The following is a 13,881-nucleotide window of genomic DNA, read 5'->3' on the forward strand; positions in this document are numbered from 1 at the left end:
TTGACCGTAAGATGTCATACTCTGGTAAAGGCTGAGCTAGAGCTACCATGTCGTTTAAGACAACTTGTCTGCGTTCAGAAAGACGAAGCAATTCTTGAGCATAGTAACGAACCTCTTCAAGCATTGGAGAGGTATTCTTGACCGCACAAAAAGATTGTTTAGCGAGTTTTATAAGTTTATCAGTCAGGTAAGCAATACGCTTTTCAGAGATGCGTTTGGAGGTGGATTGACGGACAATCTCACACAAGTTACTTTGAGATAGGCTTAATACAAACTCTTTGCATGGAAAAGCCATCACTAGGTTCCAATATTGCTCTCCAGTAGGTGTGGATAATAGAGTTTCCAATTCAGGAAAGGTGACTTGTAGGACCTTGTGCAGACGGTTTGTCAACTATAGTGGGTGACGAAAAGCTAACATCTAGAGAGGACCGGATAGGTCCTCTTTTTATGTATGTTCAGTGTGATGAAGACACGTTTCTTAAAGTTGATGAAGTTTCTAAAACCGAAGCCCAACCGTTTGATGTCTTTAATCAACTTGTTAGTAGCTTCCAGTTTTGCGTTTGAATAGTCTGTTTCTAGTGCATTTTGGATGTATTGCTTGTGACTAAGAAAAGTCCTAAAGACCGTTTGAAAATAGTGATTGACCTTGCTTCTATTTTCCTCTATCAGCTCAAAGAACTCATCTACTCTCTTCTCCTGAAAGTGAAAAAGCAAAAGCTGATAAAGTGTATAGTAGTCAGTAAGCTCTTTTGAAAAGCCTAGTGTCTTCTCAACAACTTCATGTGGTGCTAAAGTTTGGCGGAAAGTCTTTGAATAGAAAGAATTGAGAGATAACTTACGGCTGTCCTTTTGAAAGAGTTTCCAGTGATTTTTCAAGGCTCGATAGGGTAGTGACTTCTTATCGAACTGGTTCATGGTTGCAATTCTAGTCTTTAAAAATGCTCTACCAAGGTGCTGGATAATGTGGAAACAATCAAGAACGATTTTGGCGTTTGGAAAGAGGCTGCGGGCTAGTGGGATATAGGCTCCAGACATATCCATTGTGATAAACTGCACCTGTTGGCGAGCTTTTAATGGATACTTTAAAAAGTAGTTTCGTATAGTGGTTTGGCGGCGATTATCAAGGATGGTTATGAGTTCGTTTGTCTCATAATTCTGCGCCACAAAAGCCAATTCCCCTTTCTTGAACCCAAACTCATCCCAGGACATAACAGCTGGAAGTTTGTCATAATGTTTCTTGAAAGTGAACTGGGCAAGCTTACGATAGACAGTGGACGTCGACACACGAAGTCTTCTGGCAATATCAGTTAGTGACACCTTCTCAGTTAGGAGTTGTGTAACCTTTTGTCGGACCAGATTAGAGATTTGGCAGTTTTTCTCAACGATAGATGTCTCAGCCACCGTTACTCTCCTACAACTTTTACACTGGAAACGACGTTTTTTCAGACGTAGTAGAGTTGGAGTTCCAGCTTGCTCGAGAAGAGGGATTTTAGAGTTTTTTTGAAAGTCATATTTGATCATCTTTCCTTGGCAGTAAGGACATGATGGTGCAGGGTAATCAAGTTTTGCTTGAATCTCGATATGAGTGTCAGTTTCAAAAACAAGTGAAATAATGATATTTTGGTCTTTAATTCCGATTAATTCTGTGGTATTCTTAATAAGTCTCATAAGTTCTTCCTAATGATGGTTTGGTTGCTTTTCATTATAGTTCTTATGGGACTTTTTGTGTATACTTAAAAAGCTCTATAATCTCTACAGTGGTTTTACCCACTACAGAAATTATAGAGCCTTTTTTATTAGAGTTATTTACATCCATTTCTTATTTGATTAGAAAATGATAAAATAGTAACTGTTCATCGATTGTAGGTGAATACTAATAAAAAATGGGGAGGGACTATGTTCCAAAAAGTTAAAGTATATGTGATAGTCTTTGTTTCCTTGTTAGCCATAAGTTTAGGCTTGTCTGTCAAAGCAGGGGCAGCAGAAGACTTGGCTGTGACAAAGACAAGAATTGTCCTAGAGAGTTATGAGTTTGGTCCTGCTGTAACCAAAGTCATTTTTGAATTTAATCAGAAGGTCACACCAGAGGTTGTCCACAGCTCAACCCAGGTTACAACAGCAGGAGTTAGTCGTCAGGTGACGAATTCTTATGTGTCCGACAATCAGGGGCATGTGGTCTATTATGATAACAGCAAGTACGTGACGCTTGAATTGAGCCTACCTTCTTATAATCGCTACAACATGGGTGGAAATGCTGAACCTATGTATTTTAACCTTTCTACTTGGACTAACCAATGGTTGGAAAGTTATATGGTATCGATGAAAGATTTGTCAGTAGTGGCAGAAGGCAGTAGTCAGTCGCAAATGGTGTCTTCTAAGCAAGATGCCATCAATAATCGTTTGATGCCAACAACGGAGGTTTTCGATGAGCGAGGGCAGGTAGGTAACATGCAGTATGCGGCTTATAGTGCCCAGACCGGTACGGGAAATAGCACCAAACCTTTGATAGTCTGGCTACACGGCATTGGTGAAAGAGGGACCGATATGAATATTCCCCTTCTTTCAAATGACGTTTATGCGCTTACCCAGTCTGATATTCAAGGCCATTTCTTAACAACTGGTGATCAGGCGCGTGGGGTCAATGTGCTTGCTGTTCAAACGCAGACACCTTGGGGGTCGGATAATGCAGCACAACTCAAAGAGACCATTGATACCTACCTAGCTAATCACCCAGAGGTAGATAAGGGACGAATCTATCTTGCGGGAGTTTCAAATGGTGGTGGTATGGTCTTGACCATGGGAGCAACCTATCCAGATTATTTTGCAGCTCTCATTCCAATTGCTGCACCCTTAACTGTTGACCAATCTGGAATTGATAAACTGAAGAGCCAACCTATGTGGTTGATTCACACAAAGGCAGACGCAACAGTACAACCAGAAAATAGTGTCTTGCCTTTATATAAGAGCTTGATTACCTCTGGAGCTACTAACAAGTGGTTCTCTTACTTTGAAACAGCTACTGGAACTGATCTTCCTGGGACAGAGTATGATGGGCATTGGGCTTGGATTTATTTCTTCCATGACCAGGTGATTGGCGTTCAGCATTCTGAAAATACGAAAAATTGGGATGGTTATAGTGGTATGGTAGCCACTGACCCAACCAATGGTGGTGGTTCTCGTGCCAGTGTCAATGGACAAACTTATAACAGTATTTTTGACTGGATGAGTGCACAAAGACACTAAGAGAATGAAAGTCACTCTTACCAAGAGTAATATTGCAAGAAAAGGATTTCAATTGAAGTCCTTTTTCCATTGGATTAAGAAAATGTACACTTCTGTTTTTCTTAATGAAAGCTTAAGAACATAGGGTTTACCGTGACAAGAGGGCTGAAAAATGCTAAAATATAGGTAATATATTAGAGAAAAAAGGAGCCTTCTTATGAAAGGTATTATTCTTGCAGGCGGTTCAGGGACGCGTTTGTATCCATTGACTCGTGCTGCATCAAAACAACTGATGCCGATTTACGATAAACCAATGATTTATTACCCACTATCAACGCTTATGTTGGCTGGTATTAAGGAAATCCTCATCATCTCAACCCCACAGGACCTTCCACGTTTTGAAGAGCTCCTTGGTGATGGTTCAGAGTTTGGTATTTCCCTTTCTTACGCAGTACAACCAAGTCCAGATGGATTGGCTCAAGCCTTTATCATTGGTGAAGAATTCATTGGTGATGATAGTGTTGCCCTTGTTCTTGGGGACAATATTTTCCATGGCAATGGTCTTTCTGCCATGCTTCAACGTGCCGAAGCTAAGGAAAAAGGAGCTACAGTCTTTGGCTACCAAGTTAAGGATCCAGAACGTTTTGGTGTGGTTGAATTTGACGACAATATGAATGCCATCTCAATCGAGGAAAAACCTGAGCATCCAAAATCAAACTTTGCTGTAACTGGTCTTTATTTCTATGACAATGATGTCGTGGAAATTGCCAAAAATATCAAGCCAAGTCCTCGTGGCGAACTTGAAATCACGGATGTTAACAAGGCTTACTTAGAACGTGGTGACCTCTCTGTTGAACTTATGGGACGTGGCTTTGCTTGGTTGGATACAGGTACTCACGAAAGTCTCTTGCAAGCTGCTCAGTACATTGAAACAGTTCAACGTTTGCAAAATGTTCAAGTGGCTAACCTTGAGGAAATTGCCTATCGCATGGGCTACATTACTAAAGAGCAGGTCCTCGAATTGGCACAACCACTTAAGAAGAATGAATACGGGCAATATTTGCTCCGTTTGATTGGAGAAGCATAATGACTGAACAATTTTTTGGTAAAGAATTAGCTGCACGTAAGATTGATGCTATCCCAGGCTTACTTGAATTTGATATTCCAGTACATGGAGATAACCGTGGATGGTTCAAGGAAAACTTCCAAAAGGAAAAAATGTTGCCGCTTGGTTTTCCAGAATCATTCTTTGCAGAAGGAAAATTGCAAAATAACGTTTCTTTCTCACGTAAAAATGTTTTACGTGGTTTGCACGCTGAGCCTTGGGATAAATACATCTCAGTAGCAGATGAAGGAAAGGTTCTTGGAACATGGGTTGACCTTCGTGAAGGCGAAACGTTTGGGAATACTTACCAAACAGTGATTGATGCCTCAAAAGGAATCTTTGTTCCTCGTGGTGTTGCCAATGGTTTCCAAGTTTTGTCTGATAAGGTCGCATACAGCTATCTTGTGAACGACTACTGGGCACTTGAACTCAAACCAAAATACGCCTTTGTCAATTACGCAGACCCAAGCCTTGATATCAAGTGGGAAAACTTGGAAGAAGCAGAAGTCTCAGAAGCAGATAAAAATCACCCATTGCTCAAAGACGTCAAACCCCTCAAACCAGAGGATTTGTAAAAATAAACCTTGCACAGCATTTTGCGACTGCAAGGAGCCTGATAGGATCGTTCCTGCCCTAGTGGGAACAAGATTCCCTTAGGGAATTTTGTAGGGAAATCCGGAGACTTAGGCTCCGGATTTAGCCATGAAACCGAAGGGTTGCTGGCGTCCCTCACTAGCTAAAGGAACGGTCAAGGAACTAAGAAATTTGGAGAAAAAATGACTGAATATAAAAATATCATCGTAACTGGTGGCGCAGGTTTCATCGGTTCAAACTTCGTACACTATGTCTACAACAACCATCCAGACGTGCATGTGACTGTCCTTGACAAACTCACTTACGCTGGTAACCGTGCTAACATTGAAGAAATCCTTGGGGATCGTGTTGAATTGGTTGTTGGTGATATTGCTGACGCTGAATTGGTTGATAAATTGGCTGCTAAGGCTGATGCAATCGTTCACTATGCAGCTGAAAGCCACAATGACAATTCTTTGAACGACCCATCACCATTTATCCACACCAACTTCATTGGTACATACACACTTTTGGAAGCGGCTCGCAAGTACGATATCCGTTTCCACCACGTGTCAACAGATGAAGTGTATGGTGACCTTCCATTGCGTGAAGATCTCCCTGGACATGGTGAAGGTCCTGGTGAAAAATTCACAGCAGAAACCAAATACAACCCATCATCACCTTATTCATCAACCAAGGCTGCTTCAGACCTTATCGTTAAGGCATGGGTTCGTTCATTTGGTGTTAAAGCAACGATCTCAAACTGCTCAAACAACTATGGACCATACCAACACATTGAAAAATTCATTCCACGTCAAATTACCAATATCTTGTCAGGTATTAAACCAAAACTTTATGGTGAAGGTAAAAACGTCCGTGACTGGATTCACACTAATGACCACTCAACTGGTGTTTGGGCCATCCTTACTAAGGGCCGTATCGGTGAGACTTACTTGATTGGTGCTGATGGTGAAAAGAACAACAAGGAAGTTCTTGAGCTCATCCTTGAAAAAATGGGTCAACCAAAAGACGCATACGACCGTGTTACAGACCGTGCTGGTCACGATTTGCGTTACGCGATTGATTCAACAAAATTGCGTGAAGAACTTGGTTGGGAACCACAATTCACAAACTTCGAATCAGGTTTGGAAGAAACGATCAAGTGGTACACAGATCACCAAGATTGGTGGAAAGCCGAAAAAGACGCTGTTGAAGCTAACTACGCTAAGACACAAGAAGTGCTTAAATAATTGGAAAGTCTATCACTTTAAAGTTAGTGATAGATTTTTCTGTTAAGAACTGTTAGGAGAGATGATGAATAGAAAAGAATGGATTGAATATTTTGAAGCGATTAATAATCGTAAGCCCACCATCCAGGAGTGTCAGCAGGCTCTTTTAAATGGTGAATTTGTTATGGAAGGAAGACAAGCTACTTTTACCAACAATGGTAAGTCTGTGACTGAAGAAGCCAAGCCATTTCCAAATCAAATGACTGGTCACATGGTCAACCCAACTTATTCACAGCAAATGATCTTTGTTAAGAAGAAAAACTTTGGAAAGAAGACTTTTATTGGTTTGGGTATTGCTTTATTTCTTGTCCTAGCAACAAGTCTTGGAGTCTTTTTGTTTTCTTCCAAAGGAACAAACTTGGGTGGTTTGTGGGTAACTAATGATAATGCTGGTTTGGTTTATGATTTAAATGGGAAGAAGTCAAAACTTGTGGCAGGCCATAGGGAAGAAGAAATCAAAGAAATCTCTATTGGTCAGAAAGTTAGACAGAAATTTGAAACAAGCTTAGAGGATGTCAGTGATTCAAAACTAAAAACGATTGCTGATTTTGACAAGAAATATCAATTACAGACCAAAGAGATCATACTGGTAAAGACGGAATGGTTTGGCTACTATAATCTGATTCAGAAGGATGGGACAAACTTAGTTCTAGATTTATTCTTATCAGAACTCTACTACGGATCAAGAAGTACAAAAGATTTAAAAAAGACATGTCTTTTTCATAAGGCAGAGGTTCCAAAAGTTATTGCTGGAAAATGGAAGACATTTGATGATGAAGATGAATCAGAAGGAGAAGTGACTATCTCTGAAAATAGTGTTATGACTACAGATTCTGATGATATAGATATCTTAATTCTTACACCTTTAAAAGAATATCTGGTGGATCAATCAGGTAGCGTAGATAATGGTGAGGTGCAAAAAGAGTTTGCTAAAATACAGAAGTTTCTTAAGTCACATGGTTATCAGGCTAAGAGTGTTAATGACATCTACCACGATGAGAAAAGTTCATACTATTATGTCCTTGTAGATGGTGGTAAGCGCATTATTATCTTGGAGGATAGCTCCAACCTTCTCTCTTATACAGGTTATATTGAAAGAGAAGAAGCGCGCTAATCACGATATCTCTGTCAGATAAGATAAGAAGTACTTAATAATAGTCCAAAATCTATCATTCCTATGGGAGTGATCGTTTTTTTGCTTACAAGGACATATTAGCTTATGACAGCAACACAAATAATTACATAAAAGTTACAAAATTACAAACAACACTTGATATTTGTAACAGAATAGATATAATAGAAATATAGAAAAGAGGTTTATGAAAATGAAAAGTAAAGTTATCCGTGTTTGTTCACTTGTTTTATTATCTGTAGCTGTTTCTGGGGCTCTTGTCGGATGTAGCTCTAAGTCAGAAAAAGACACTGCATCATCATCTACAACTTCAATGTCTAAAGTAGTAAAGTCATCAGCAAAGCCAAAAACAGCTGAAAGGAAATCTGATAAAAAGGCCAAGACAGAAGCTTCAAAGGATTCCCAAGGCCAAGACCTAGCAAGTGATTCTGAATCTAGCTCAGCAAAAAATCAAGCTTCAGTAGGAACCGATGCTCAAGCAGGAACAAGTAGTAGTGCTGCTCCTGAGTCAAACAAGTCCGATCAAGCAAGGTCTGATACCCAAAGTGACTCTCCTGTTCCCGCAGCTTTGGTTGGAACTTGGACTGGTACCAGTCCTCAAGCGACAGACATTAGTTTTACAGTTGATGCTGATGGCAATATCACTTCAAAGGCAAATTTCAATGTCGATTACGAACCCTATCGTCAAAGCTCAACAACTGCAAAAGCTGTTCAGATTTCAGCTAATCTCTACGTTTGGGAAGGTGGCGATTTTTCAACCTTGCTTCCTGGCATTACTGGACTAGGGGGAGCTGGTTTCCAAGCTAAGCCTGGTTTTATTCTTGAAAATGGAAGCTACACACCAGTTCAATTTATCTCTGATTTGGGACCAACTTTTGATTATAGCAACTATAATGCTTTCCCATTTTCATTAACAAAATAAAGTAGAGAAGCTATCTGGAGAGATAGTTTCTTTTTGGGCTTTAAACTCTTCTTTTCTAAGGTCTCATTTCTGCTTAAAAAATGGTAGAATAGTTACATGCAAACAAAACCAACGTCAGCTTATGTGCACATTCCATTTTGCACACAAATTTGTTATTATTGTGACTTTTCCAAGGTCTTTATTAAAAATCAGCCCGTTGATGACTACCTACGGGCTTTGATTCGTGAGTGGGAGCTTTTAGATATCAAGGAACTTCGTACCCTTTATATTGGTGGGGGGACACCAACGGCTATTTCTGCCGAGCAATTGGACTACCTTTTAAGTCATCTTCAGAAGAACTTGGATTTGTCTAAGTTGGAGGAGTTTACCATTGAGGCCAACCCTGGTGATTTGACGGTTGATAAGATTGAAGTACTCAAAAAATCTGCTGTTAACCGGGTGTCTTTAGGGGTTCAAACTTTTGATGACAAGCACTTACGTCAAATTGGTCGCAGTCACAATCAAGCACAGATTTATGAAAGTATTGATAGCTTGAAGGCTGCTGGTTTTCATAATATTTCCATTGACCTCATTTATGCTCTGCCTGGTCAAACCATGGATCAGGTCAAGGAAAATGTGAGAAAGGCACTGGAGCTGGATATTCCCCATCTAAGTCTCTATAGTTTGATTTTAGAACATCACACGGTCTTTATGAATAAGATGCGTCGGGGTAAGCTCAATCTACCGACTGAGGACTTGGAAGCAGAGATGTTTGACTATATTATCCAAGAGTTGGAAAAAAATGGTTTTGAGCACTACGAGATTTCTAACTTTACCAAACCCGGTATGGAGAGTCGACATAATCTCATGTATTGGAATAATGATGAATACTATGGAATTGGTGCTGGAGCTTCTGGTTATGTTAATGGTGTTCGTTACCGTAACCGAGGGCCCATCCAACATTACCTAAAGGCCATAGCTGAGGATGGCCATGCTAGACTCAATGAAGAACATCTGACTAAGTCGGAGATGATGGAGGAGGAGTTCTTCCTTGGTTTACGTAAAAAGTCAGGTGTGTCTATCAAACGGTTTGAAGAGAAGTTTGGTTTGTCATTTGCGGATACTTATGGAGACATTGTGGAAAAACTACAGGCAGATGGTCTTTTGGTCAAGGATCCAGAGGTCGTTCGGATGACGAAACGTGGACTCTTTCTGGGGGATAGTGTCGCTGAGCAATTTATCTTGGAGGATTAGATGGGATTAAAATTTAGTATTCCTTATCAGATTCCGTTTTATGAGACGGACATCACGCATCATGTGAAATTACCACACTTATTGGCTTTTTCACTGCAAGTCTCTGGCATGCAGTCAGAGTCTCTGGGTAATACGGATAAGGACGTTTTTGATAATTACGGTCTTGTTTGGATTGTGACAGACTATGCTATTGAGATTGACCGCCTGCCTCGCTACAATGAAAAAGTAATCATTACAACGGAAGCTATTTCCTATAATAAGATTTTTTGTTATCGTAATTTTTACATCACTGATGAAGCTGGTCAGCAAATCATGCTCTTTAAGACCACTTTTGCCCTCATGGATTATGAAATGCGTAAGGTAACGGAGGTGCCAGATGAGGTGGTAGCACCTTATGGAGCTGATAAGATTAAAAAGTTGATTCGAGGCCCTCGCTATAAGACTTTGGAAAATCCCATTGAGATCTTATACCGTGTGCGCTATTTTGACTTAGACATGAATGGGCACGTTAATAATAGCAAGTACCTAGAGTGGATGTTGGATGTTTTCGATTTGGACTTTTTGACCAAGTATACACCAGCCCATATTGATCTCAAGTACGTTAAGGAAATTCATCATGGCTCAGAAATTTATTCTGGCTATGAGTTTGACCAAGAAAATTTGAGCAGTCAACACCAGATTTGTGTTGATGGTAATATTCATGCCCAGGCCATTATTCAATGGAAAGAAATAGGAGACGAGTAAGATGAGATATAAAGGCTATTTGATTGATTTAGATGGAACTATTTACAAAGGTAAGGATCGTATTCCTGAAGGGGAGGCCTTTGTTAAGGAGTTGCAGAAACGTCAGATTCCCTATCTTTTTGTGACTAACAACAGTATGCGTACACCAGAGATGGTCCAAGAGCTTTTGCGTAATCAGTGCGAGTTGGAAACGCCTCTTGAAACTATTTATACAGCAACCTTGGCGACAGTTGATTACATGAATGATATGAATCGTGGTAAGACTGTTTATGTTATTGGTGAGACTGGGCTTAAATCTGCTATTGCGGATGCGGGCTATACGGTAGATGAGGAAAATCCTGCTTATGTGGTAGTGGGATTGGACCGTGACGTCACTTATGAAATGCTGGTTAAAGCAACCCTTGCTATCCATAAAGGGGCTATGTTTATTGGGACAAACCCAGATTTGAATATCCCAACAGAACGAGGTCTACTTCCAGGTGCTGGATCCCTCTTGGCCCTCATCGAGGCAGCGACGCGTGTGAAACCAATCGTTATTGGTAAACCTGAAGCAGTCATCATGAATAAAGCCTTAGATATCCTCGGGACAGAACGTAACCAGACAATCGTGGTTGGCGATAATTATTTGACTGATATTACAGCTGGCATTAAAAATGACTTTCCAACACTTCTTGTGACAACTGGTTTCACCAAGGCGGAAGAGGTTGCAGGTCTACCTGTCAAACCAGACCATGTCCTTGCTAGTCTAGCGGAGTGGGATTTTGATGCGAACTAAGATTGAAGCAGTGTTAACTCCCATTTGGCTCCTGGCCTTGTCAATTCTGGTTACGATTTACCTAGCATGGGGCTTCTATTATTTTGATATTGACTGGATGCATCTTTTGAACTATGTCATTATTGGCAAGAAAGAGCTTTGGCATAACTTCAATGTCCTCATGCAGTACCTGACCTTTCCTTGGGTGGGGCGTCTGGCCATGCCTGATTTTCCATCGTCAGGGAGTGGCCTTAAGCATTTTCATGATGTCAAGTGGCTCTTTCATCTAGTTCAGGGGCTTGTTATCCTACTGGCTTATCCAGCTGTGAGCTTTCTTTGGCGAAATGTGAAGAAGGCGACCTTTGGTCTCTATCGTAGACTTTATCTGAGTCTAGCTGTTTTACCAATCTTTATTGGAGTAGTGGGACTTTTCCTAGGATTTGATCAGTTCTTCATTCTCTTTCATGAGGCTCTCTTTCCAGGAGACAGTAGTTGGCTCTTTAATCCAATGTTGGACCCAATTATTAATGTTTTGCCAGAAGAGTATTTCCTTCAATGTTTTGTGATTTTCTTTATAATTTATGAGGGAATCATGGTGGGGTTGACCTGGCTAGCCCATAAACAGGTGAGAAGCTATTTAAAAAATAAGGAGTAATGATGACTATTCGTGATAACCATTTGCATACCCATCATTCCTATGATTCGGATGCGAATTTTACTGATTATTTGACCCATTTTGATGGCGAGATTGTAACGACTGAGCATTATGATCTCTCTAATCCCTATACGAAACAGGACGATGTGCCAGAGTACGAGGCTTATAGTCATGAGATTGAAAAACTCAACCTCAAGTATGGCAATCGTATTAAACGAGGCATCGAGATTGGCTATTACCAGCCTAGAGAAAGCGATATTTTAGACTTTTTGGATGGTAAGGACTATGATCTCAAACTGCTTTCTGTTCACCATAATGGGGTTAATGATTATCTTGATGATGAGGTGGCTGATATGGACAAAGCTAGCATTATTCAAGAATATCTGGACAAGTTGGAGTATGCTATTGGTCGTGTGGACGCAGATGTTCTGGCCCACTTTGACTATGGTTTCCGCCTTTTTGATGTGACTGTTGATGAGCTAAAAGCCTATGAGAATCAGCTTAAACGTATTTTCCAGAAAATGATGGCTAATGATTTGGCTTTTGAGTTAAATGCAAAGAGCATGTACCTTTATCATCATGAAGATCTTTATCGTTATGCCTTGGGCCTTGTTAAGGATTTGGGATGTCGTAAGTATTCTATTGGCTCTGATGGGCATAAATTGGAGCATTTCCGTCTGAACTTTGATAAGATTCAGGAGCTCTTGAGAGAATTTGACATTACAGAAGATATGATTATCTAACGCAGACAGCTTCAGTTGAGGCTGTCTTTTCTTAAGGAAAACTTAAAGAAAAGGCGTTGTTATGGGATTTATAGAAGATTTTAAGCTTTGCTTGTTATGCTAATTTCAAGCAAAAGGAACTTATGGTTTCTATCTTATCTTTTAAAATTGGAGGTCTTCTATGAAATTCTTAAAAAGGCATGCCTATGCCTTACTCTTCACCCTCTTTCTGATGGGGGCGAATGTTTATTCCCTTTTAAAGGTCTTTGTCATTCCTTCGGCAGTCTCAACGGTTTCGACTAATACGACTAGCTCAAGCACAGCTTCATCGACAGCATCTACCAGCACTGGGAAGGTCACTAAGACGGATACGACTTATAAAGATGACAATATGGATATCAAAATCACTACGGGTAAAACTAGTGATACCACTTACTATGTTGCCGATATCAAGCTTTCAAGTGCGGACTACCTTAAAACGGCTTTGGCACAAAACACCTATGGTACCAATATTACTGACACCACTTCAAGTATTGCCCAGCAAAATAAAGCTATCTTTGCCATCAATGGTGACTATTATGGGGCTAACCAGTCAGGCTATGTCATTAAAAATGGTCAAGTCTATCGTGATACTGATCGAAATAGTGACTATGAGGATATAGCAGTGTACTCAGACGGTAGCTTCAAGACTTTTAAGGAGAGCGACACTACAGCTCAAAAACTGGTCGATTCAGGTGTGGTGAATACCTTTGCCTTTGGTCCAACCTTGGTTGAAAATGGTAAGGTAGCTGTCTCAGAAAATGAAGAGGTTGGTCAAGCCATGGCTGACAATCCACGTACAGCTATCGGAGTCATTGAAGAAAGTGATGGCAGCGTACACTACATTGTCATTGTCTCAGATGGTCGAACGAGCGAGTCGTCAGGATTGACTCTTTATGAAATGGCAGAATTGATGAAATCTTATGGCGTGACGACAGCTTACAACCTTGATGGTGGTGGCTCATCAACCATGTATTTCAATAGTCAAGTTATAAATAAGCCAACCACAAACGGAAACAAAATCTCAGAAAGGGCGGTGAGTGATATTGTTTACATCGGTTACTAAAAAATCAGCTAGCAAGCACTTTTTCACCTATATTGGTTTAACTATTTTTAGCCTGGTCTTTACCTTTGTCTATGAACGCTTTTCTTATGGTGAATCATCCATGTTTATGCGCATGATGTTCTTTGCACCATTGGCTGGAGCTATGATTTATCTGCTAACAGGAATGGGAATGTCTTGGGTGAGAAATCGTGCCTCGAAACTCTTATTAAATTCAGCAATCGCGGTTGTAGCAAGTGCCTGTTTAGTTAAAGGCATTGTTGAAGTCTCAGGACGTACAACCAGTGTAGATATGCCCTATTGGTATGTGGCAGCTGGACTACTTTGTTTGAGTCTTCTAACAGGATTTATCAGACCTAGAAAACTGGCTTAAAAATGAAAGCTTGGAGTAATGCCTCAGGCTTTTTACCTTACTTTGAAAATTTATT

Annotated in this window: 13 protein-coding genes and 2 pseudogenes; 13 read left to right on the top strand and 2 right to left on the bottom strand. The window is 40.3% G+C overall.

The features are described from left to right. Together ACYVQ1_RS08280 and ACYVQ1_RS08285 are read right to left on the bottom strand one after the other, a co-directional pair. Positions 1-385, bottom strand: a pseudogene (locus ACYVQ1_RS08280) (IS110 family transposase); the annotation flags it as partial. Between the two features lie 33 nt (positions 386-418). Next, positions 419-1,668: pseudogene (locus ACYVQ1_RS08285) on the bottom strand (ISL3 family transposase). 228 nt (positions 1,669-1,896) lie between these two features. Here ACYVQ1_RS08285 and ACYVQ1_RS08290 point away from each other — a divergent pair. The 13 genes from ACYVQ1_RS08290 to ACYVQ1_RS08350 all read left to right on the top strand — a co-directional run bounded on the left by ACYVQ1_RS08290 (position 1,897) and on the right by ACYVQ1_RS08350 (position 13,826). After that, positions 1,897-3,243 (top strand): acyl-CoA thioester hydrolase/BAAT C-terminal domain-containing protein, encoded by a 1,347-nt coding sequence (locus ACYVQ1_RS08290; protein ID WP_461250387.1) that lies wholly within the window; start codon positions 1,897-1,899, stop codon positions 3,241-3,243. A 196-nt stretch (positions 3,244-3,439) separates the two neighbouring features. After that, positions 3,440-4,309, top strand: coding sequence for a glucose-1-phosphate thymidylyltransferase RfbA (gene rfbA / locus ACYVQ1_RS08295; protein ID WP_417163944.1), 870 nt, complete (start codon positions 3,440-3,442; stop codon positions 4,307-4,309). Next, complete coding sequence (locus ACYVQ1_RS08300) at positions 4,309-4,902, top strand: dTDP-4-dehydrorhamnose 3,5-epimerase family protein (RefSeq protein ID WP_175060694.1); 594 nt, start codon at positions 4,309-4,311, stop codon at positions 4,900-4,902. Before rfbA ends, ACYVQ1_RS08300 begins: the two co-directional genes overlap by 1 nt. Positions 4,903-5,103: 201 nt before the next feature. Beyond that, positions 5,104-6,150 (top strand): dTDP-glucose 4,6-dehydratase, encoded by a 1,047-nt coding sequence (gene rfbB, locus ACYVQ1_RS08305; RefSeq protein ID WP_060971457.1) that lies wholly within the window; start codon positions 5,104-5,106, stop codon positions 6,148-6,150. A 64-nt stretch (positions 6,151-6,214) separates the two neighbouring features. Next, positions 6,215-7,303 carry a hypothetical protein gene (locus tag ACYVQ1_RS08310; protein ID WP_461250388.1) on the top strand — a complete coding sequence of 363 codons (1,089 nt, stop codon included), beginning with the start codon at positions 6,215-6,217 and terminating at the stop codon, positions 7,301-7,303. Between the two features lie 205 nt (positions 7,304-7,508). Next, positions 7,509-8,243 carry a hypothetical protein gene (locus ACYVQ1_RS08315; RefSeq protein ID WP_461250389.1) on the top strand — a complete coding sequence of 245 codons (735 nt, stop codon included), beginning with the start codon at positions 7,509-7,511 and terminating at the stop codon, positions 8,241-8,243. Between the two features lie 96 nt (positions 8,244-8,339). Then, positions 8,340-9,476 (top strand): radical SAM family heme chaperone HemW, encoded by a 1,137-nt coding sequence (gene hemW / locus ACYVQ1_RS08320; RefSeq protein ID WP_461250390.1) that lies wholly within the window; start codon positions 8,340-8,342, stop codon positions 9,474-9,476. After that, entirely contained in the window at positions 9,477-10,220 is a 744-nt protein-coding gene (locus tag ACYVQ1_RS08325; RefSeq protein ID WP_461250391.1) for an acyl-ACP thioesterase domain-containing protein, read from the top strand. It begins immediately after the preceding gene. A gap of 1 nt (position 10,221) precedes the next feature. Beyond that, positions 10,222-10,995, top strand: a complete 774-nt coding sequence (locus ACYVQ1_RS08330; RefSeq protein WP_461250392.1) for a TIGR01457 family HAD-type hydrolase — start codon at positions 10,222-10,224, stop codon at positions 10,993-10,995. Continuing rightward, the gene (locus tag ACYVQ1_RS08335) at positions 10,985-11,629 is read left to right on the top strand and encodes a TIGR01906 family membrane protein (protein WP_461250393.1); all 645 of its coding nucleotides are present in this window, start codon (positions 10,985-10,987) and stop codon (positions 11,627-11,629) included. Before ACYVQ1_RS08330 ends, ACYVQ1_RS08335 begins: the two co-directional genes overlap by 11 nt. Positions 11,630-11,637: 8 nt before the next feature. Then, a complete protein-coding gene (locus tag ACYVQ1_RS08340) occupies positions 11,638-12,372 on the top strand; it encodes a hypothetical protein (RefSeq protein ID WP_461250438.1) in 735 nt (244 codons plus the stop codon). 160 nt (positions 12,373-12,532) lie between these two features. Further along, positions 12,533-13,456, top strand: a complete 924-nt coding sequence (locus ACYVQ1_RS08345; protein WP_461250394.1) for a phosphodiester glycosidase family protein — start codon at positions 12,533-12,535, stop codon at positions 13,454-13,456. Continuing rightward, positions 13,437-13,826, top strand: a complete 390-nt coding sequence (locus tag ACYVQ1_RS08350; RefSeq protein ID WP_461250395.1) for a hypothetical protein — start codon at positions 13,437-13,439, stop codon at positions 13,824-13,826. The genes ACYVQ1_RS08345 and ACYVQ1_RS08350 overlap by 20 nt, the downstream gene beginning before the upstream one ends. Positions 13,827-13,881: the final 55 nt, after the last annotated feature.

This window comes from Streptococcus parasalivarius (assembly GCF_054785155.1).